This is a genomic window from Nocardia sp. NPDC004582, assembly GCF_053602115.1.
In genome coordinates, this window is the sequence record NZ_JBSGCY010000044.1 from 1 (window position 1) to 20,032 (window position 20,032).

The window sequence follows — 20,032 nt, forward strand, 5'->3', positions numbered from 1 at the left end:
GGTCACCGCCGAAACCGCCGCCGCCGAAGCCGCCCATCGGGGCCGGCGGGGGCGGCGGGTTGGCGTTGCGGCGGCGCAGGAAGATCACGACCGCCGCGATGATCCCGCCGATGACCGCGATCGGGCACAGCCAGCCCAGCCAACCCCAGCCACCGCTCTTGGACTCGTGGTGCGCGGGGGCGGGGGCCGGGTTGGGGGCCTTGGCATTACTGGGCGCGGCCTGGTCGGCCGCCGACTTCAGCGCGCCCAGGGCGGCGATGGTCGCGCCGGTGTAGTCGCCGCTGCCGAAGGCGTTCTTGAACGCGGTCCCGGCGGGACCGGTGTCGCGGATATGGGAGTTCGCGCCGGTGCGGATGGACAGGAAGTGCGACTTGGTGTTGACGGCCAGCACCACGTCCGCGGGATCCTTGACGTGGCTCTGGGTCTCCTGATCGAACTTGCCGTGATCGTCGGAGAACTTCTCGGTGGTGAAGATCTGCACCGGATTCGACAGCTGGTTGGCCGCATTCGTCACCTTGGCGACGTCCAGCACCTTGGAATCGTCGTGGATGGTGACCGGTCCGGCCGCCGCGGGCCCGGTGGCCGACAGCAGCAGCACCCCCAGCACGGCCGTCAGCAGCACTACAAAACGCTTGACCATCTTGCCTTTTCCTTCCCGGGTGGCCTCCCGCCACCACGGCACCCGCGACACTACGGGAGAATCACCGCAGGGGCAGGGAAGGAGAGCGGCGTGACAGTGGTCCGGGCGACCATCAAACCCGGCAGCAAGAAAGGCCCGCTCGTCGAGATCCTCGACGACGGCGCGCTGCAGCTGTATGTCCGCGCCCCCGCGGTGGAGGGCAAGGCCAACAAGGCCGCCATCGAACTGCTGGCCGCCCACTTCGGCGTCCCCAAGTCCGCGGTCCGCCTCACCGGTGGCGCGACCTCCCGCTTCAAACGCTTCGAGGTCGACGACTAGTCAGACCGCGCCCGGGAATCCCAGCTGCCGCCAGGCCTCGTACACCGCGACCGCGGCGGCGTTGGAGAGGTTCATGGAGCGGCGGCCGGGGAGCATGGGAATGCGGAGCTGGTCGGTGACGCGGGGGTCGCCGAGCACGTCCTCGGGGAGACCGGTGGGTTCGGGGCCGAAGAGCAGGACGTCGCCGTCGCGGTAGGTGATCTCGGTATTGCGGGTGGTCGCGGTGGCGGTGAAGGCGAAGACCCGTCCGGGGGTGATGGCCTCCCAGGCCGCGGCGAGGTTCTTGTGCACGGTGACGACGGCCAGGTCGTGGTAGTCCAACCCGGCCCGGCGTAGCTTCGGCTCGGATAGGTCGAAGCCGAGCGGTTCGATCAGGTGCAGGGCGCAGCCGGTACCGGCCGCCAGCCGAATGGCATTGCCGGTATTGGGCGGGATGCGGGGTTCGAAGAACACGAGATGGAACACGGGATCCAGCATTGCAGAGCGGCGGTTAAGCTCGTGCGGTGAGTCCAGCCCATGCCGCACCCCAGAGTCGCAGCAGTCGTGCGGGGGAGTTCGCCCGCGAGAATCTGCCCATGCTGCTGGTGGGCGCGGTCCTGGTGGTGGCCGTGGTCTTCCTGGCCTGGGATCGCTGGCGGCGCGGAACGTTCTTCTTCGGCGGCGCGACGCTGCTCGCGGCGGCGCTGCGGCTGACCCTGCCGACCGACCGGGTGGGTCTGCTCGCGGTGCGCAGCAAGGGATTCGATGTCGTCTGGCTGACGGTGCTCGGAGTCGCGATCATCGTGCTGGCGGCGACCATCAGCAGCCTCGGCGTCACGTAACCGGAGCCGGGGCGGGGCCTCGCGAATCGCGGGGCCGGGGCCGCGACCGGAGTCGCGGCGCTGGAAAAGATGAGCGATTGTGCTGCCGCCGGGGCGAACCGGCGGCGCTGGGGGATAGCTAGACCGAGGTTATACGGCGGCCGAGTTCGCGCCGCAACACTTCCTGGTCCGGGAGTCTGTGCAGGACACGGAGTATGGCCGGGCGGAGTTCATGCTGCTCGTCCTCGGAGAGCAGATCGACGAGATCGCGGAGATCCATGTCATCGAATGCGGCGGTCATGCCGAATAGATTACGGCGGATACGCCCGTTGCACACGCATTCCGGAACTCCGGTTACGGAGGCGTCATACGCGCGAAACCGGAAGCGCTTCATGACAATTCGCAGGAAACAGGCGCGATACGTCGCGTAACGCGGATCCGGCTGTGGCAGCGGCCGGGCAGCGGACATACGGCATTCGGGCAGGGCCTGCCCACCAACTCCGGGCGGCGAGACCGTCCGGTGGCGGCGGTACCGTCCGATGGCCGCGATACCGCCGTCGCCGGGGACAGTGCTGGTTCAGTGACCCGGCGCGCGCTGGGCGCGGGCCAGTTCCATGGTCTCCAGCATGAGTTTGCCGACCGCCTCGGTCTCGGTCAGGAACCCGTCGTGCCCATCCTTGGAGTGGATGACCTCGAGCCCCTTGGAGCCGGGCAGCAGATCGGCCAGCTCCTGCAGGGTGCGCAGCGGGTAGAGCCGGTCCGAGTCCACTCCGCCGATCACGCACGGCACCGGCGTCGAGGCCAGCGCCGCCGCGACGCCGCCGCGGCCGCGCCCCACGTCGTAGCGGTTGATGGCCTCGGTGAGCAGCACGTAGGTGCCCGGATCGAAACGCGCGATCAGCTTCTCCGCCTGGTACTCCAGGTAGCTCTGCACCGCGTAGCGGCCGCCCGCGAGCGGATCCTCGTCGCCCTGGCCGTGATTCTCGAAACGGTGGTCGAGCTCGCCCTCGGCGCGGTAGGTCAGGTGCGCGATGCGCCGGGCGATGCCCATGCCGGTCGTGGGTGCGCGCCCGGTGCCGTAGTAGTCGCCGCCCTGCCAGTCCGGATCGGCCTTGATGGCGGCGATCTGGGTGGTCTGGGTACCGATCTGATCGGCGGTGGCGCGTGCGCCGACCGCCAGCACCAGGGCCGCGCCGACCCGTTCGGGCCGGCCGATCATCCACTCCAGCACCCGCATGCCGCCCATGGAGCCGCCGATCACGGCGGCCAGGCGGTCGATGCCGAGCAGGTCGAACAGCTTGGCCTCGGCGGTCACCTGGTCGCGGACGGAGATCGCGGGAAACCTTGTGCCCCAAGGCTTCCCGTCCGGAGCTAGCGAGGACGGGCCGGTGCTGCCCTTGCAGCCGCCGAGCACGTTGGTGGCGATGACGCACCATTCGCGGGTGTCCACGGGCGCGCCGGGGCCGACGCTGCCGTCCCACCAGCCGGCCTGGTCGTGATGGACGTCGGCGGGGCCCACCACGTGCGAGTCGCCGGTCAGCGCGTGCTCCACGAGCACCACGTTGTCCGCGTTCGCCGACAGTTCGCCCCACCGCTGGACGGCCAGTGTGACGTCGGGGATCACGGCCCCGCTCTCGAGTTCCACGTCGCCGATGGCGATGCTCCCGAGCGTCCCGTCGGGCGGCGGCAGCAAGCGCTCCGCCGCGTGCCGGGACGTTCGCGATTCGATGTTCACGGTCAATGTGCCGCCGCCGTCAGTCCGGCGCGCAGGTCCGCCAGGATGTCGTCGATGCCCTCGATGCCCACGGCCAACCGCACCAGACCAGGTGTGACGCCGGAAGCCAACTGCTCGGCGGGCGTCAGCTGGGAATGCGTGGTGGAGGCCGGATGGATGACGAGCGAGCGCACATCCCCGATGTTAGCGACATGGCTGTGCAGCACCAGCGCCTCCACGAACTTCTTGCCCGCGTCGACCCCACCGGCCAGCTCGAAGGACACGATGGCGCCGACACCCTTCGGTGCCAGCTGTTTGCCACGCTCGAACCAGGGCGAGGCGGGCAGACCCGCGTAGTAGACCTTCTCGACGCCGGGCTGTCCGGCCAGGAACTCGGCCACCGCCTGGGCGTTGGCCACGTGCCGCTCGATGCGCAGGCTCAGCGTCTCGAGACCCTGCGCGATGAGGAACGCGTTGAACGGCGACACCGCCGCGCCCAGATCGCGCAGCAGCTGCACGCGGGCCTTGAGCGCGTAGGCCGGTGCGCCGAGATCGGCGAAGACCGCGCCGTGGTAGCTGGGGTCCGGGGTGGTGAAGCCGGGGAAGCGGGACTCGCCCGCCTCGTTCGTCACCGTCCAGTCGAAGGCGCCGCCGTCGACGATCACACCCGCGACCGCGGAACCGTGCCCGCCCAGGTACTTGGTGGCCGAGTGCACCACGATGTCCGCGCCCAGCCGCAGCGGCTGGATCAGGTACGGGGTGGCGACGGTGTTGTCCACGATGAGCGGCACCCCGGCGGCGTGCGCGACCTCGGCGATGCCCGGAATGTCGAGGACCGAGCTGCTCGGATTGGCGACGGTCTCGCCGTAGAACGCCTTGGTGTTGGGCCGCACCGCCGCGCGCCACTGCTCGAGGTCGTCGGGATCCTCGACGAAGCTGACCTGGATGCCCAGCTTGGGCAGCGAGTAGTGCAGCAGGTTGTAGGTGCCGCCGTACAGGTGCGGGCTGGCCACGATGTGGTCCCCGGCCTCGGCGAGATTCAGGATCGCGTAGGTCTCCGCGGCCTGGCCCGAGGCCAGCAGCAGGGCGGCCACGCCGCCCTCGAGCGCCGCGATGCGCTGTTCCACGGCGTCCTGGGTGGGGTTCATGATCCGGGTGTAGATATTGCCCGGTTCGGCGAGCCCGAACAGCGCGGCGGCGTGGTCGGTGTCGCGGAACGCGTAGGACGTGGTCTGGTAGATGGGCAGGGCGCGGGCTCCGGTGGCGGAATCGGGAGCCTGGCCGGCGTGAATCTGTTTGGTCTCGAAGGACCAGTTGGCCGGATCCAGGGCGTCGTCAGCGGGGACGGCCGCGGGTGCGGTCGAGTCACTCATGTGTTCTGCTCCAAAAACAAGGTCGCCGAATGGCGGAGGTTTGACGTTATCGAGAAGCGAATGGGCTTCGACAACAACACATCTCGGTAGACCTCCTGGTTGCGCTTGCGTTCGGCCTTCGAACGCCCGGTCTGCACCCGGAGCACCCCACCGCAGCTGGAGGGTTGCCGATCAGCAAGCCGGGGCCTTATCGCTGATGCTCTTGACCTAATGCGGGATTCTAGCGGCCGATCGCCCCGATCTACCCAGTGGGGTTTGTCGCATTCACAGCGGTATTTTCCCCGTTTACGGGGGGAAATGTCGTTGTCGCACCGCAACAGACCCGACGGAATTCGCTGAATGCGGCCTGGACGCTGTCGGCGAGCACGCGGGCGGTGGTGACCGTGGTGCAGTCGGCGAACTCGTCCCCGTCGTCGAACTCGCATTCCATGCCGACCCGCACGATGCCGTGCCAGGTGGTGGCGATGAGCCGCACGGTGAGGTGGTCCTCGGGCAGCCGCAGGCGTTCGGCCAGCACCTCCGACACCGCCCGGGTCTTGGTGTCGGCCGATTCCATGCTGAGCGCGCGCACGGCGACGCTGTCGCGGGAGATGCGCTGCATCTGCTGGAACCAGCGGAAGGGCACGGGCGCGTCGGAGTCGATGATCTGGTCGACCACCGCCAGGAACGCGCCGAGCAGCGCTTCCATCTCGTCGCCGGAGATCGGTTGGGCGCGCAGCTGGTCGGCGAGGGCCTGTCCCCAGCTCTCGATGGGGGCGATGACGATCGCCTCCTTGCTGTCGAAGTACCGGTTCACGGTGCGCGGGGAGACATCGGCGGCGTCGGCGATCTGCTCGACGGTGGTGGCGTCGAAGCCCTGTTCGTCGCACAACCGCAGGGCGACGTCGATGATCCGGGCCCGGGTCTGCTGCTTCTTGCGCTCACGCAGGCCGGGGCGGTGACGCGAGATCACACCGATGTGACTTGACAACTCCGACATGCCTCCATCGTAGGTCCTTGATGCGTTTTCCTGTCCCAGTATGACAACTGTCGTAGTGCGACATTTTTCCCTTGACGCCAATTGTCGGTGGGGGTCACTATGGTGATGCTGCCTTCGAACTCCAGAGGAGAGGCTCATGACCGTAGCGACGGACGCTCTCGGTACAGACGAAAAAGCAAGTCCCGCACAAGATTCCAGGCGTTGGTGGGCGCTCGGCGTGATCGCCATGGCGCAGCTGATGGTGGTCCTGGACGCCACGATCGTCACCATCGCCATGCCGTTCGCCCAGCAGGATCTGCACATCAGCGACGGTGACAAGCAATGGATCTTCACCGCGTACACCCTGATCTTCGGCGGTCTGCTGCTGCTCGGCGGCCGCCTCGCCGACTACCTGGGCCGCCGCCGGATCCTGATGGTCGGCCTGATCGGCTTCGCCGCGGCCTCCGCGCTGGCCGGTCTCGCGCAGAACCAGGCCGAACTCTTCGCCGGTCGGGCGCTGCAGGGCGCGTTCGGCGCGCTGCTGGCCCCGGCCGCGCTGTCACTGGTGTCGGTGACCTTCACCGAGGCCAAGGAACGAGCCCGGGCCTTCGGCGTGTTCGCCGGTGTGTCGGCGGCGGGCGCCGCGCTCGGCCTGATCGCCGGTGGCGCGCTCGTCGAGTACGCGAACTGGCGCTGGTCGCTGCTGGTGAACACCCCGGTCGCGCTGCTGGCCCTGCTCGGCGCGTTCGCCTTCGTGGTCAAGGATGTGCCCGCGCCGCGCACCGGCGGTTACGACCTGCCCGGCGCGGTCACCGTCACCCTCGGCCTGATCTCGATCGTGTACGGCTTCAGCCGCGCGGCCTCCGACGGCTGGACGGCCTCCACCACGCTGGCGTTGTTCGTGGTGGGTGTAGCACTGCTGGCGGCGTTCGTGGCCATCGAGAGCCGCACCGCGAATCCGCTGCTGCCACTGCGTATTCCGGGTGAGATCAACCGCGGCGGGTCGTATCTGATCGCGCTGCTGGTGCCCATCGCCATGTTCGCCATGTTCCTGAACCTGAGCTTCTACCTGCAGATCGTGGAGCACTACTCGGCGCTGAAGACGGGTGTGGCGTTCCTGCCGTTCCCGGCCGGCATCGTGGTGTCGGCGGGCATCGCCTCGGCGGTGCTGCCGAAGATCGGGCCGCGGCCGCTGATGCTGGCGGGTTCGGTGCTGGGCGCCGCGGGCCTGGTGTGGCTGTCGCGGCTGGAGTACGGCGACAGCTACGCGACCGCCCTGCTGCCCGCCATGATCCTGATCGCGCTGGGCATGGGCGCGCTGTTCGTGTCCATGCAGACCACCGCGCTGCACCAGGTCGACGCCGAGGATTCGGGCGTGGCCAGCGCGCTGCTCAACGCCGCGCAGCAGGTGGGCGGTTCCATCGGCACCGCGCTGCTGACCACCATCTCGGTGCAGGTGGCCGAACGGTACGTGCGCAACAACATGACCATCGACCATGTGATGGAGCGGGCCTCGATCCATTCCTACAACGTGGCGTTCCTGATCGGCGCGATCTTCTTCGCGCTGTGTGTTCCGATCGCGGCGTTCATGGTCCGGGACAAGCCGCAGAACCTGCTCGAGGGTGACGAGCACGCCGTGCACGTGGGCGTGTGAACCACCGCGGGTGAGTCCGCACCGATGCCCGTCGCGAATCTCGCGGCGGGCATCGGGTCGGTGGCAGCATGGGAGGTTGCGGGATCTCGATCCGACCGAAGGAGTGTCAGGACGATGAGAACCATGCGGTCAGTTGTCGCCGACACGGTGGGAGAACCGTCCGAGGTGCTGCACCTGCGGCCCCGCCCCGTCCCGGAGCCCGGTCCCGGCGAGGTCCGGATCCGGGTGTCGGCCGTCCCCGTTCATGCCAGCGATCTGCACACCGTCCGCGGCAGATACGGATTCACCCCGGAGTTCCCGGCCGTGCCCGGTATCGAATCCGTCGGTGTGATCGACGAACTCGGTAGCGGCACAGACGGTCTCACCGTCGGGCAACGCGTCATCACGGTCGGTGTCCGGGGAACCTGGCAGGAGTACGTCGTCGCCGACGCCGAGCGGGTCTGGCCCGTTCCCACCGGCATGAGCGATTCCACGGCCGCCCAGGTCCTCAGCAATCCGCTCACCGCGGTGATCTTGACCGGAGCGGAACTCGATGTCCGACCGGGCGAATGGCTGTTGCAGACGGCGGCCGGTTCGACCGTGGGCCAGTCGGTCATCCAGCTCGGCACCCACGTCGGCTTCAAGACCCTCAATGTGGTCCGTCGCCGATCCGCGGTCGAGGACATCCTCGCCCTGGGCGGGACGGCGGTGATCTGCACGGAGGATGAGGACCTGCGCGAACGGGTGGCCGACCTGGCGGGTCATGACGGCGTGTTCAAGGCGATCGATTGTGTCGGCGGTCAGGTGGGCGCGGATGTGTCGCGGGCGCTGGGACCGCACGGTGAGCTGGTCGTCTTCGGTGCACTGTCCACGCACCGCCAAACCGACCCCGACAAACTCACCATCCCCGTCTTCGCGCGCTCGCTGATCTACGAAACCAAGACCGTTCGAGGGTTCTGGCTGCTCCGCTGGTTCGCCGAGACCCCGAAGGATCGGATGAACGCGACGATCGACCGGACGCTGCGGCTCGTCGACAGCGGCGCGTTGCGGGTTCCGGAGGGCCGGCCGATTCCCGTCGAAAAGTTCGGCGAGGCGGTCTATTCGGCCGAAGCGCCCGCGCACGGCGGCAAACCGCTGCTGGTGTTCGAGCCGTAGCCCGCCACTCTGCTTCGGCTCGGGCGGTCGTTCGGTTCACCCTTCTCGCGTCGGGTTTCCGCCGCGGTTGCGCGCTTCGATGGCCTCGACGGACTTCTGGAACGTCTTTCCCAGGACGCGCGTGCCGAAGAGGCCGAGCACCATCGCCAGGAGCCGTCCTCTGAGGTTCTTGCCGTCGCGGACCACGACGGCGTCCACGTCGGTCCCGCCCGAGGGCAGCTGCGTGAGCGTGTAGGTGTGGCCTGAGGCGCCACCCCACAGGTTGGAGTCGGTGGTCGTCATCACCACGTGATGGGGGTCGGTCCAGTCGTAGTGCAGGCGTTCCCAGATACCGGCCGAGCCCTCGGTGACATCGGCGTCGTGGGGGCCTTCGTGATGCACCTCGAGGTAGCTGTCAGCGCTGTTGCCGAAGAGCTCGTGCCTGCCCGGCCCGAAGTCGGTGAGACCGGCAAGGAATTGCTCCGGCGTCGCGGTCGTCGTCTGATGGAGATGGATCGTCGTCATGGCGCGCCTTCCTCGGACACTTGGATGATCCGGCCCGGCCGGAAGGCCGGAGTCGGTGACGCACTATCCAGGACACCACTCGCGGGACCGCGAGGGAAGAGCCCGGCCGGCCGGCGAGGCGTATGCCCCGGCGGGCCGGGCTCGATGGTGGTCGGCATACTGGTGACTGTGGGCCCGGTCACTCGCACCCTACTTGTGAGTAACTGAGGGCGGGTTCCCGCACAGCGGGGGCTGCCCGCGCGGTGAGGTCCATAGCAGCAGTACGCTTGTCTTGCTTGACGCCACATCGGACATGGACCTGGTACCACAGGTCCGGTGCCGGGCGTCATGCGTATACGTTGTCTGTTGAACAGCTGGGGTCCGCTACAAGCGGTGCTCACCGGCCGTGCAATGGGAGCACCACCTTCCTAGGAGGACACGAAGATCCATGTCCAAGATCAAGGTTGAAGGGACCGTCGTCGAGCTCGATGGCGACGAGATGACCCGGATCATCTGGCAGTTCATCAAGGACAAGCTGATCAACCCGTATCTCGATGTGAACCTCGAGTACTACGACCTCGGCATCGAAGCGCGCGACAAGACCGATGATCAGATCACCATCGACGCCGCGAACGCCATCAAGAAGCACGGCGTCGGCGTCAAGTGCGCGACGATCACGCCGGACGAGGCGCGGGTCGAGGAGTTCGGTCTGAAGAAGATGTGGCGGTCGCCGAACGGCACCATCCGCAACATCCTCGGCGGCACGATCTTCCGCGCGCCGATCATCATCTCGAACGTTCCGCGTCTGGTTCCGGGCTGGACCAAGCCGATCATCATCGGCCGTCACGCCTTCGGTGACCAGTACCGCGCCACCGACTTCAAGGTGCACCAGGCGGGCACCGTCACCCTGACCTTCACACCCGAGGACGGCTCCGAGCCGATCCAGCACGAGGTCGTGCGCATGCCGGAAGACGGCGGCGTGGTCATGGGCATGTACAACTTCCAGGAGTCCATCCGGGACTTCGCGCGGGCCTCGCTGAACTACGGCCTGCAGCAGAACTACCCGGTGTACATGTCGACCAAGAACACCATCCTCAAGGCCTACGACGGCATGTTCAAGGACACCTTCCAGGAGGTGTTCGAGACCGAGTTCAAGGACGAGTTCGCCGCGGCCGGTCTCACCTACGAGCACCGCCTGATCGACGACATGGTCGCCTCCGCGCTCAAGTGGGAGGGCGGCTACGTCTGGGCCTGCAAGAACTACGACGGCGACGTGCAGTCCGACACCGTGGCGCAGGGCTTCGGCTCGCTGGGTCTGATGACCTCCGTGCTGCTGACCCCGGACGGCCGTACCTGTGAGGCCGAGGCGGCGCACGGCACCGTGACCCGCCACTACCGCCAGCACCAGCAGGGCAAGCCCACCTCCACCAACCCGATCGCCTCGATCTTCGCGTGGACGCGTGGCATCGCCCACCGCGGCAAGCTGGACAACACCCCCGAGGTGATCGGCTTCGCACAGACCCTCGAGGACGTCGTCATCAAGACGGTCGAGTCCGGTCAGATGACCAAGGACCTCGCTCTGCTGGTCGGCGGCGACCAGGGCTACCTGACCACCGAGGAGTTCCTCGGCGTGCTGGACGCCAACCTGGCGCGCGAGCTGCGCTAGCAGATCCCCGACGTTGTGCAGGGATGCTCTCGAGATTCCAGGTGAGTCCTGAAATCCCAAGGGCGAGAAGAACTCCGCTGGACGCTTCGACGTCCGGGGAGAACGCGCCGACGAACGTGAACAGCGCGAAGCGGTGAAGATGGCGGCCGGGACCACAGTCCCGGCCAGAACATCCACCGCGCCCAACGGGCACCTGCCCCCACCGGAACCGGTGGGTGGGCGGGTGCCCGAATTGTTTTCCGGGGGTGAGCGGACTCACGGGCGAGAGGGGATGCGGGACGCCGCGGATGGCGTTGCGCAATTCCATGGCGAACTCTGTATCCGCGACCGACGTGCCCGAGGCGGCTCCGGCCGACACCGCTCCCGCCACGGGTGCGGCTGCCGCCGCGGGCGCGGCGCGACGGTGGCCGGTGGCGGCGATGCTGGCGCTGGCGGCGGGCGGATTCGGCATCGGCACAACCGAATTCGTGACGATGGGCCTGCTCCCCGATATCGCCGGAGCCATGCGGGTGTCGGAACCGACTGCGGGACATATCGTCTCGGCGTACGCACTGGGCGTGGTGGTGGGCGCGCCGGTGATCGCGGCGCTGTGCGCGCGAGTGCCGCGCAAGCGTCTGCTGATGGCGTTGATGGTGGCGTTCACGCTGGGCAACGCGGCCAGCGTGGTCGCGCCGACGTTCGCGACGCTGACGCTCGCGCGGTTCGTTTCGGGTTTGCCGCACGGCGCGTATTTCGGGGTGGCGTCGCTGGCGGCGGCGTCATTGGCCCCGGTCGGCCAGCGGGCCAAGGCGGTGGCCGCGGTTATGCTCGGATTGAGCGCCGCCAATGTCGTCGGCGTTCCCGCGGCGACCTGGCTGGGTCAGAACCTCGGCTGGCGGGCCGCTTTCGCGGTGGTCGCCGTGATCGGTGTGGCGACCGTGGCCGCGCTCTCCCGTTTCGTGCCCGAGCTGCACGGTATTCGCATGACCGATCCCCGCACCGAACTGACCGCGTTGCGGCGTCCGCAGGTGTTGCTGACCCTGCTGGTCGGCGCGATCGGCTTCGGCGGCATGTTCGCGGTCTACACCTACATCACCACCACCCTCACCGATGTGGCCGGCGTGCGGATCGGCCTGGTGCCGCTGGTGCTGGCGTTGTTCGGGCTGGGCATGGTGGCGGGCAATATCGCGGGCGGTGTGCTGGCCGATCGCGGCGTGGATCGCGCGGTATTCGTCGCGCTGCTGGCGATGGTGCTGATTCTCGCGGGATACGTTGCGGCGGCGCACAATCCGTACACGGCGGCGATCGGGGCCTTCCTGGTCGGCGGGTCGGGCGCGGCGCTGGCCCCGGCGTTGCAGACCCGGCTGATGGATGTCGCCCATGACGCGCAAACCCTCGCCGCCGCACTGAATCACGCGGCCCTCAATATCGCGAACGCCGCGGGTGCGTGGCTGGGTGGCCTGGTGATCGCGGCGGGCATGGGCTACACCGCCCCGGCGGTGGTGGGCGCGGGGTTGGCGGTGCTGGGCGTGCTGCTCTTCGTGGCGACCGTGGCCCTCGCGCGACGGCCGGAGCGCCGGTAGCCGGGTATTTCCGGTTCGACCCCTTCGCCTTCTCGGGTCGCGGGTGGATCATGAATACGGCGCCGAATTACCAGTGAAAGTCCGTTTCCTGCACGAAAGGACGGGAACGACATGTCAGAGCAGAACAAAGCCACGGCCAAGCGTGTATTCGATGCCTGGAACTCCAGAGATCTCGACGTATTCGATGAAGTGATCGCGGCGGACGCCATCGATCACGATCCCCAGAACCCGCACGCGGACGTGCATGGTCCCGCGGCGCTCAGGCGGCAGGCGGAGATGTACCTGGCCGCGTTCCCCGATACGAGAATGCTGGTCAACGAGCAGATCGCGGAAGGCGATTTCGTCCTCACCCGCTGGACGGCGTCGGGTACCAACCAGGGCCCGTTGATGGGGATGCCCGCTACCGGCAAGCCGGTCGTCATCGCGGGCATGACCGTCACCCGCTTCCAGACCGACGGCAAGATCGGCGAAAGCTGGGCGAACTGGGACACGCTCGGCATGCTGCAGCAGCTCGGTGTCATTCCGGCGGCGCAGTCGGCGTCGGCCTGATTCGTCTGTTGTCCGGGCGGTGTGGCTCCGGTGTGCCGGATCACGCCGCCCGGATCCGGCGCGCGCCGGTCTTGCGGTGACCGGCGCGGATGTTGTTTGCTGGAACAGTGCTAGCAATCCGCTCGAGCGTCCGGTAAGGAGCGGGAGCACGCGTTTCTCCGAGCTGACATCGTTCTTCCACGAAGGGACTTCCCGTCATGCGCGCAGTCAGAACCGCCGTCCTCGCCGCGAGTTTGCTAGCCGGGCTGATCGTGCCCGCACTCGCCGTACCCGCCATCGCCTCCGCCGACGCCATCAGCTGCGGCCAGGACCTCAACGGCTGCGCCGCCGCGTGCCGGGAGCGGGTCGGCAATCCCTATGTCCGCCTGACCGACTGCGTCATGACCGACGGTGGCTGGAGCTGTTCCGCCTGCATGTACAACTCGGAGACCTGATCGGCGACGCCGCCGGGCGGACCCGGCAGCGGCCGGGTCAGACCAGGGCGTGTGCCGTGGTGAAGCCCAGCAGCGCCGCGCCCAGCCCGGCGATGACGCTGACCGTGACATTGAGGGCGGCGTACAGGTACGAGCGCTCCTCGGTGAGCCGGATGGTCTCGTAGCCGAAGGTGCTGTAGGTGGTGAGCGCGCCGCAGAAGCCCGTGCCGAGCAGCGCGTAGGTGGGGGAGGAGGCGGCCGCGCCGGTGAGCGCGCCCAGGATCAGGCAGCCCACCAGATTCACGGTGAGTGTGCCCCACGGGAACACGCTGTCGTGGCGGGTCTGGATCGCGCGGTCGGTGAGGTAGCGCACCGGTGCGCCGACCATCGCGCCGAGGATCACCAGCAGTCCGGTCATGCCGCCGCCTTCCGGTAGTCGCCCGCCGCGCGGGTGAGCCGCACCGCGAGCAAGGTGGCGAGCAGCGCGCAGCTCAGCGTGGCGGCCAGATAGGTGAATGCCGTTGCGACGGTGCCGGGTTCGAGCAGCGCGCGGGTCTCGTTGGCGTAGGTGGAGAAGGTGGTGAACCCGCCGAGGATGCCGACGCCCAGGAACGGCCGCACCAAGGGGTGGGGCGTGCGCAGTTCGGTGACGATCACCATGAGCACGCCGATCAGGAAGCAGCCCAGCACATTCGTGGCGAAGGTGGCCCACGGGAACCCGTGCGCGGGAGTCGGCCAGAGCTGGGCGAGGCCGTACCGGGTGAGCGCGCCGATCGCGCCGCCGGCCGAGATGACGGTCAGGATCGCGCCCTGCGAACGCAGCAGTTCCCGCCGTTGCTCGGGCTGATGCAGATCGATATCGGGGTCGATGGGTTCGCCCGCCTGGGCGGTCGCGTCCAGCTCTCGGGTCACACGGGTCTCCTACTCCAGCGCAGACTTCTGGTGTCTTGGTTGGGTAGGGACTGTTGGCGGCTGTTTGCCGCGGTTGTTCCGGGTCCGGAGCGGCGAGCCCCACCGCCGCATCGCTCAGGGTAACCAGATCGGCCGGTATCGCGGAACCGAAGTGGGTGACATCACCGCGCCCGTGCCGCCTGGCGGCCGGCGAACCCGGCGCGAACATACACGAGTGTATGTAAGTGTACGATTCCGGCATGACCAGCTCCGCCGTCTCGAAGCCGCCGCGCCGCACTCAGGAACAACGCAGCATCGAGACGCGGACGCGATTGCTGGACGCCACCATCGGGTGCCTGGTCGAGTACGGGTACGCCGGGACCACCACGCCGCGGGTGGCCGAACGTGCGGGCGTGACCCGCGGTGCGCAGGTGCATCACTTCGGCTCCAAGAGTGAGCTGGTGGTAGCGGCGATCAGTCATCTCGCGCAGCGGCGCACCGAGGCGGCCATGAAGGAGATCGGGCGGGTCCGCAGTACGGACGATCCGATCGCCGCGACCCTCGAGGCCATGTGGGAGCTGCATCAGGGCCCGCTGTTCATCGCGGCCATCGAATTGTGGGTGGCCAGCCGCACGGATCGGGTGCTGGCGGTGGAGATGGAGAAGGTCGAGCCGTTCGTCAACAACGCGGTGCTGTTGGCGGTGGCCCAGCTGGTGCCGAACGAGCTGGACCGCAAGAACGTTCGCGATTTCGCCTACACCGCGATGGACACGCTGCGCGGAATCCTGATCACCAATTTCATCTCGCCGGATCCGGAGCGGGCGCACCGGCGCTGGCTGCGGGCCTCGGCGCAGCTGCGGGCGGCGGGGGAGTCGCTGATACCCGATTTTCGGAAAGCCGATGAGTAGCTGACGGTCCTGCCGAAGGCCCTCACCGCTGTGTGCGGTGGGGGTCTTCGACGTCGACGGGGGCGCGGCTGCCACATCGCCGGTATGCCGGTTGTTGCCGCGCCCATCTGCTGATCTTGCGTATCCGGTGGAGTTTCGCGCCGCACCCTTGCGTGCTTACATACAGCTTTGTATGTTTGTTTTCGTCCCTACGTGAGGAGTTCGATGACGAACAAGGTCTACGTTGTCGGCGTCGGCATGACGAAGTTCGAGAAGCCGGGGCGGCGCAAGAACGAGGACGGCAGTGACTGGGACTACCCGGACATGGCCCGGGAATCCGGCACCAAGGCGCTCGCGGACGCCGGAATCGACTACCGCGAGGTCGAGCAGGCCTACGTCGGCTACGTGTACGGGGAGTCCACCTCCGGTCAGCGCGCGGTCTACGAGCTGGGTATGACCGGCATCCCGGTCGTGAATGTCAACAACAACTGCTCCACCGGCTCGACCGCGCTCTACCTTGCGGCGCAGGCGATTCGGGGCGGCCTGGCCGACTGCACCCTGGCCCTGGGCTTCGAGAAGATGCAGCCCGGCTCGCTGGGCTCCACCTGGGACGATCGCGAACAGCCCATGGCGCGCCACATCATGGCGCTGGCGGAGATCTCCGAGGTGCTGTTCCCGGTGGCCCCGTGGATGTTCGGCGCGGCCGGACGTGAGCACATGGCCGAGTACGGCACCACCGCCGAGCACTTCGCCAAGATCGGCCACAAGAACCACAAGCATTCGGTGAACAACCCGTATTCGCAGTTCCAGGACGAGTATTCGCTCGACGACATCCTGGGTTCGCGGATGATCTACGACCCGCTCACCAAGCTGCAGTGCTCGCCGACCTCTGACGGTTCGGGCGCGGTCATCCTCGCGAGCGAGGACTTCGTGGACCGCCACGACCTGTCGCGGCAGGCGGTGGAGATCGTCGGCCAGGCCATGACCACCGACTTCGGCTCCACCTTCGACGGCAGCGCCAAGAACCTGATCGGCTACGACATGAATGTCGAGGCTGCGCGGAAGGTGTACGCGCAAGCCGGTCTCGGCCCCGAGGACTTCCAGGTCATCGAGCTGCACGACTGCTTCTCCGCCAATGAGCTGCTGCTCTACGAGGCGCTCGGTCTGGCCAAGGCGGGCGAGGCCGGTCACCTCATCGACTCCGGCGCGACCACCTACGGCGGCACGTGGGTGGTGAACCCGTCCGGCGGCCTCATCTCCAAGGGGCATCCGCTGGGCGCGACGGGTCTGGCGCAGTGCAGCGAGCTCACCTGGCAGCTGCGCGGCACCGCCGACAAGCGGCAGGTCGACAACGTGACCGCCGCCCTGCAACACAATATCGGGCTCGGCGGCGCGGCCGTCGTCACCGCCTACCAGCGCGCCGAACGCTGACCACTGCCCCTTCTCCACCCCAATCCACAAGAGGTAATCCAATGGGACACATCGAAGCCGGCAAGAACCTCAACGCGACCCCCGACGCCCTGTGGGCGGTGGTCTCGGACCCGCAGACCTGGGACAAGTGGTTCTCCATCCACGAGCGCTGGATGGAGGAGCCCCCGGCGGTGCTCGCGCCCGGCGCGAAGCTGACCGCCAAGATCCTCATGCTCGGCATGGCCAACAAGATCGAGTGGGTGGTGGAGAGCGTCGAGACCCCGAACAAGCTGGTGCTCAGCGGCACCGGCATGGCGGGGGTGAAGGTGCAGTTCTCCTTCGACATCGCGCCCGAGGGCAGCGGCAGCAAGTTCTCGGTCGCCGGTGACTTCGAGGGCGCGCTGATCAAGGGCGCGCTGGGCAAGGCGGTCGAGAAGGACGGTCTGACCCAGCTGGACAAGACTCTCACCGCGCTCGACGCTTTGGCCACGGCGGTTTGATATGCCTTCGACGACAGTCGAATTCGACGAGTCCGGCCTGAACACCTGGTCGGACGAGGAGTCCTTCGAGGTCACCCGGGAGCGGATCGCCGACTACGCCGCCGCCACCAACGATCCCATCGCCGCGCACCTGAAAGGCGATGTGGCCCCGCCGGTCTTCGCCATCGTCCCGGTGTTCGACGCCATGATGGCCCCGGTCATCGACGTGGCGCCGATGAACATCTTCGGCCGGGTGGTGCACGGGGAGCAGGACTTCCACTTCCATCGCCCGATCCGGCCCGGTGACAAGCTGGTGGCCCGGGCCCGCGCCATCGGTTTCGAGGGCAAGGACAACGGGTCCACCATCACCATTCACATCGAAACCCGTTCCGGCGACGGAGAACTGGTCAACGAGCAGTATCTGACCGCGTTCTTCCGGAATGTCGACGCGGGCCGGCAGGTCGGCGCGGCCGCTCCGGCGCACCGTTTCGATGCCGCGCTGGCGGAGCAGCCGCCGCTGGCGACGGTCGCGGCCCACGTGGACGCGGACCAGACCTACCGCTACGCACCGGCTTCGGGGGATCCGGTGCCGTTGCACCTGGATGACCAGGTGGCCAAGGACGCCGGTCTGCCCGGCATCATCGCGCACGGCCTGTGCACCATGGCGATGTCGTCGTGGGGCGTGCTGTCGCAGGTGGCGGGTTCGGATGTGGCGAAGCTGCGCCGCTACGCGGTGCGATTCTCCAAGATGGTCTTCCCGAACGACGACCTGGAGACGCAGCTCTGGAAGGTCGGCTCCGAGAACGGGATCACCACTTACGCCTTCCGCACCGTGCGCGGCGACGACACCGTCCTGAGCGACGGCCTCGCCGAGATCGCCGACTGATCGAGAACTGAGGAGAGATTCATGGGCGCACTCGAGGGACGGGTTGCCATCATCACCGGCGCCGGGCGCGGTATCGGCCGGGAGCACGCGCTGCTGTTCGCCCGGGAGGGCGCGGCGGTCGTGGTGAACGACCTCGGCGGCAGCAATGCCGGTGAGGGGTCCGACGCCGGTCCGGCGCAGCAGGTGGTCGAGGAGATCATCGCCGCCGGGGGCCGCGCGGTCGCCAACACCGATAGCGTGGCCGACTGGCAGGGCGCGAAAAGCCTGGTGGATCAGGCTGTTTCGGAGTTCGGTCGGCTCGATGTCGTGGTGAACAATGCCGGCATCCTGCGTGACGCCTTCGTGGCGGGCATGGCGGAGGCGCAGTGGGATTCGGTGCTGGCCGTGCATCTCAAGGGGCACGCGGCGGTGCTGCGGCACGCGGCCGGGTACTGGAAGGAACAGTCCAAGATGGGCAATCAGCCCAATGCCGCGGTCATCAACACCGCCTCCGCGTCGGGCACCACCGTCCCCAACGCGGGGCAGGCGAATTACGGTGCGGCCAAGGCGGGTATCGCGGCGCTCACCCTGGTGGCGGCCGATGAACTGGCCCGTTACGGGGTGCGGGTGAACGCCATCGCGCCGATCGCCCGGACCCGTCTCACCCTGGCCACCCCCGGCATGGGCGAGATGATGGCGGCGCAGCAGGCGGGCCTGGAGGAGGGCGAGTTCGACGCCTTCAGCCCGGCCAATATCTCCCCGCTGGTGGCGTACCTGGCCACCGAGAAGTGCCCGATCACCGGCAAGGTGTTCGCGGTGCAGGGCGGGGCCATCTCGGAGCTGGCGGGCTGGCACGACGTGAAGACCATCGAGACCGAGGGCCCGTGGGCCATCGACGATATCGCCGGGCGACTGCCGTAATCAGGAAGGCGGACAACGATGTTCGAATGGTCCGAAACCGATGAGCTGATCCGCGACGCGGTGCGCGGCTTCATCACCAAGGAGGTGCGCCCGCACCTCGACGCCCTCGACAGCGGCGAGCTGCTCCCGTACCCGATCATCCGGAAACTGTTCTCCGAGTTCGGGATCGACGCCTTGGGCGAGGAGTCGATCACCAGACTGCTGGCCCGGCAGCGTAAACGGGAGGAGGCGCTCGCGGCGGGGGAGCCGCTGCCCGAGAAGAAGGAGCGTTCCGGCGACGGCAGCCCCTTCGCCGGCCAGGAGTCGATGATGGCGGTGCTGGTCAGCGAGCTGTCCGGGGTGTGCATGGGGCTGGTGAGCGCCATGGGCGTGAGCATCGGCTTGGGCGCGACCACCATCCTGGCGCGCGGCACCCTCGCGCAGAAGGAACGCTGGCTGCCCGACCTGGTGACCATGAGGAAGGTCGCGGCGTGGGCGATCACGGAACCGGATTCGGGCTCCGACGCTTTCGGCGGTATGAAGACCTACGTCAAGCGTGACGGTGAGGACTACATCCTCAACGGTCAGAAGACCTTCATCACCAACGGTCCCTACGCTGACACGGTGGTCGTCTACGCCAAGCTCGACGAAGGCGACGGCGCGGACAAGCGGGATCGCAAGGTGCTGACCTTCGTGCTGGACAAGGGCATGGAGGGTTTCACCCAGGGCAAGCCGTTCAAGAAGATGGGCCTGCACGCCTCACCCACCGGCGAATTGTTCTTCGACAACGTCCGATTGGGCCGGGACCGGCTGCTCGGCGAGACCGAGGAGCACACGGGCGGGGACGGTCGTGAGAGCGCCCGGTCGAGTTTCACCGCCGAGCGGATCGGCGTGGCCTTCATGGCGCTGGGCATCGTCAACGAATGCCACCGGCTCTGTGTGGATTACGCCAAGACCCGCAAGCTGTGGGGTCAGGAGATCGGCCGCTTCCAGCTGGTCCAGCTCAAGCTGGCCAAGATGGAGGTGGCGCGGATCAATGTGCAGAACATGGTGTTCATGGCCCTGGAACGCAACCGGGCCGGCAAACCTCCGAGCCTGGCCGAGGCCTCGGCCATGAAGCTCTACTGCGCGGAGGTCGCCACCGACGTGGCCATGGACGCGGTCCAGCTGTTCGGCGGCAACGGCTACATGGCCGAATACCACGTCGAACAGCTGGCCCGGGACGCCAAGTCCCTGATGATCTACGCCGGTTCCAACGAGATCCAGGTGACCCACGTCGCCAAGGGCCTGCTCGGCCGCTGATCCGGGTACCGACGAGAACGGTCCGCCCGGCGCG

23 protein-coding genes and 1 riboswitch are annotated in these 20,032 nt (G+C 67.8%); of the genes, 14 read left to right on the forward strand and 9 right to left on the reverse strand.

The genetic code is table 11. The annotated features are described in order from the left end of the window. On the reverse strand, positions 1 to 640 hold a 640-nt coding region (locus ACWELJ_RS14985; RefSeq protein WP_452366724.1), incomplete at its 3' end, for a hypothetical protein. 90 nt (positions 641 to 730) lie between these two features. Between ACWELJ_RS14985 and ACWELJ_RS14990 the strand changes: the two genes are divergently transcribed. Further along, on the forward strand, positions 731 to 958 hold the full coding sequence (locus ACWELJ_RS14990) for a DUF167 domain-containing protein (RefSeq protein ID WP_357098257.1): 228 nt from the start codon (positions 731 to 733) through the stop codon (positions 956 to 958). Here the strand turns inward: ACWELJ_RS14990 and ACWELJ_RS14995 are convergent, their stop codons facing one another. After that, on the reverse strand, positions 959 to 1,423 hold the full coding sequence (locus ACWELJ_RS14995; protein ID WP_452366725.1) for a tRNA (cytidine(34)-2'-O)-methyltransferase: 465 nt from the start codon (positions 1,421 to 1,423) through the stop codon (positions 959 to 961). Between the two features lie 110 nt (positions 1,424 to 1,533). On the opposite strand from ACWELJ_RS14995, the gene ACWELJ_RS15000 reads away from it, so the two are divergent. Continuing rightward, positions 1,534 to 1,779, forward strand: coding sequence for a DUF3017 domain-containing protein (locus ACWELJ_RS15000; protein WP_357098372.1), 246 nt, complete (start codon positions 1,534 to 1,536; stop codon positions 1,777 to 1,779). Positions 1,780 to 1,897: 118 nt separating this feature from the next. Here the strand turns inward: ACWELJ_RS15000 and ACWELJ_RS15005 are convergent, their stop codons facing one another. The 4 genes from ACWELJ_RS15005 to ACWELJ_RS15020 form a co-directional block, all read right to left on the reverse strand. Continuing rightward, the gene (locus tag ACWELJ_RS15005) at positions 1,898 to 2,059 is read right to left on the reverse strand and encodes a hypothetical protein (protein ID WP_452366726.1); all 162 of its coding nucleotides are present in this window, start codon (positions 2,057 to 2,059) and stop codon (positions 1,898 to 1,900) included. Positions 2,060 to 2,335: 276 nt separating this feature from the next. After that, a complete protein-coding gene (gene metX, locus ACWELJ_RS15010; RefSeq protein ID WP_452366727.1) occupies positions 2,336 to 3,499 on the reverse strand; it encodes a homoserine O-acetyltransferase MetX in 1,164 nt (387 codons plus the stop codon). Continuing rightward, positions 3,496 to 4,845 (reverse strand): bifunctional o-acetylhomoserine/o-acetylserine sulfhydrylase, encoded by a 1,350-nt coding sequence (locus ACWELJ_RS15015; protein WP_452366728.1) that lies wholly within the window; start codon positions 4,843 to 4,845, stop codon positions 3,496 to 3,498. Before ACWELJ_RS15015 ends, metX begins: the two co-directional genes overlap by 4 nt. Positions 4,846 to 4,941: 96 nt before the next feature. Further along, a riboswitch (SAM riboswitch) is annotated at positions 4,942 to 5,053 on the reverse strand. A gap of 33 nt (positions 5,054 to 5,086) precedes the next feature. After that, positions 5,087 to 5,824 carry a TetR/AcrR family transcriptional regulator gene (locus tag ACWELJ_RS15020; protein WP_452366729.1) on the reverse strand — a complete coding sequence of 246 codons (738 nt, stop codon included), beginning with the start codon at positions 5,822 to 5,824 and terminating at the stop codon, positions 5,087 to 5,089. A 136-nt stretch (positions 5,825 to 5,960) separates the two neighbouring features. On the opposite strand from ACWELJ_RS15020, the gene ACWELJ_RS15025 reads away from it, so the two are divergent. Together ACWELJ_RS15025 and ACWELJ_RS15030 are read left to right on the forward strand one after the other, a co-directional pair. Beyond that, positions 5,961 to 7,457 (forward strand): MFS transporter, encoded by a 1,497-nt coding sequence (locus ACWELJ_RS15025; protein WP_452366730.1) that lies wholly within the window; start codon positions 5,961 to 5,963, stop codon positions 7,455 to 7,457. A gap of 114 nt (positions 7,458 to 7,571) precedes the next feature. Then, positions 7,572 to 8,591 carry a zinc-dependent alcohol dehydrogenase family protein gene (locus ACWELJ_RS15030; protein ID WP_452366731.1) on the forward strand — a complete coding sequence of 340 codons (1,020 nt, stop codon included), beginning with the start codon at positions 7,572 to 7,574 and terminating at the stop codon, positions 8,589 to 8,591. Between the two features lie 36 nt (positions 8,592 to 8,627). On the opposite strand, the gene ACWELJ_RS15035 is transcribed toward ACWELJ_RS15030, so the two are convergent. After that, complete coding sequence (locus ACWELJ_RS15035; protein ID WP_452366732.1) at positions 8,628 to 9,095, reverse strand: hypothetical protein; 468 nt, start codon at positions 9,093 to 9,095, stop codon at positions 8,628 to 8,630. Positions 9,096 to 9,522: 427 nt separating this feature from the next. Here ACWELJ_RS15035 and ACWELJ_RS15040 point away from each other — a divergent pair, with 427 nt between their 5' ends. The 4 genes from ACWELJ_RS15040 (at position 9,523) to ACWELJ_RS15055 (ending at position 13,285) form a co-directional block, all read left to right on the forward strand. Further along, the gene (locus ACWELJ_RS15040) at positions 9,523 to 10,740 is read left to right on the forward strand and encodes an NADP-dependent isocitrate dehydrogenase (RefSeq protein WP_452366733.1); all 1,218 of its coding nucleotides are present in this window, start codon (positions 9,523 to 9,525) and stop codon (positions 10,738 to 10,740) included. A 305-nt stretch (positions 10,741 to 11,045) separates the two neighbouring features. After that, the gene (locus tag ACWELJ_RS15045) at positions 11,046 to 12,302 is read left to right on the forward strand and encodes an MFS transporter (RefSeq protein ID WP_452366766.1); all 1,257 of its coding nucleotides are present in this window, start codon (positions 11,046 to 11,048) and stop codon (positions 12,300 to 12,302) included. 111 nt (positions 12,303 to 12,413) lie between these two features. Further along, positions 12,414 to 12,851, forward strand: coding sequence for an ester cyclase (locus ACWELJ_RS15050; protein WP_452366734.1), 438 nt, complete (start codon positions 12,414 to 12,416; stop codon positions 12,849 to 12,851). A gap of 197 nt (positions 12,852 to 13,048) precedes the next feature. Then, positions 13,049 to 13,285 carry a hypothetical protein gene (locus tag ACWELJ_RS15055; RefSeq protein WP_452366735.1) on the forward strand — a complete coding sequence of 79 codons (237 nt, stop codon included), beginning with the start codon at positions 13,049 to 13,051 and terminating at the stop codon, positions 13,283 to 13,285. 37 nt (positions 13,286 to 13,322) lie between these two features. Here ACWELJ_RS15055 and crcB read toward each other — a convergent pair whose 3' ends face one another. Continuing rightward, positions 13,323 to 13,682 carry a fluoride efflux transporter CrcB gene (gene crcB, locus ACWELJ_RS15060; protein WP_452366736.1) on the reverse strand — a complete coding sequence of 120 codons (360 nt, stop codon included), beginning with the start codon at positions 13,680 to 13,682 and terminating at the stop codon, positions 13,323 to 13,325. Beyond that, a complete protein-coding gene (locus ACWELJ_RS15065) occupies positions 13,679 to 14,176 on the reverse strand; it encodes a fluoride efflux transporter FluC (protein ID WP_452366737.1) in 498 nt (165 codons plus the stop codon). Before ACWELJ_RS15065 ends, crcB begins: the two co-directional genes overlap by 4 nt. Positions 14,177 to 14,415: 239 nt before the next feature. Between ACWELJ_RS15065 and ACWELJ_RS15070 the strand changes: the two genes are divergently transcribed. From ACWELJ_RS15070 to ACWELJ_RS15095, 6 genes are all read left to right on the forward strand, one after another. Beyond that, positions 14,416 to 15,063 (forward strand): TetR/AcrR family transcriptional regulator, encoded by a 648-nt coding sequence (locus tag ACWELJ_RS15070; RefSeq protein ID WP_452366738.1) that lies wholly within the window; start codon positions 14,416 to 14,418, stop codon positions 15,061 to 15,063. A gap of 204 nt (positions 15,064 to 15,267) precedes the next feature. After that, complete coding sequence (locus ACWELJ_RS15075; protein WP_452366739.1) at positions 15,268 to 16,473, forward strand: lipid-transfer protein; 1,206 nt, start codon at positions 15,268 to 15,270, stop codon at positions 16,471 to 16,473. 41 nt (positions 16,474 to 16,514) lie between these two features. Beyond that, positions 16,515 to 16,952 carry a type II toxin-antitoxin system Rv0910 family toxin gene (locus ACWELJ_RS15080; protein WP_452366740.1) on the forward strand — a complete coding sequence of 146 codons (438 nt, stop codon included), beginning with the start codon at positions 16,515 to 16,517 and terminating at the stop codon, positions 16,950 to 16,952. 1 nt (position 16,953) lies between these two features. Beyond that, positions 16,954 to 17,817 (forward strand): MaoC/PaaZ C-terminal domain-containing protein, encoded by an 864-nt coding sequence (locus ACWELJ_RS15085; RefSeq protein ID WP_452366741.1) that lies wholly within the window; start codon positions 16,954 to 16,956, stop codon positions 17,815 to 17,817. A gap of 21 nt (positions 17,818 to 17,838) precedes the next feature. Further along, entirely contained in the window at positions 17,839 to 18,717 is an 879-nt protein-coding gene (locus tag ACWELJ_RS15090) for an SDR family oxidoreductase (RefSeq protein ID WP_452366742.1), read from the forward strand. A gap of 18 nt (positions 18,718 to 18,735) precedes the next feature. Beyond that, positions 18,736 to 19,998 (forward strand): acyl-CoA dehydrogenase family protein, encoded by a 1,263-nt coding sequence (locus tag ACWELJ_RS15095; protein WP_452366743.1) that lies wholly within the window; start codon positions 18,736 to 18,738, stop codon positions 19,996 to 19,998. Positions 19,999 to 20,032: the final 34 nt, after the last annotated feature.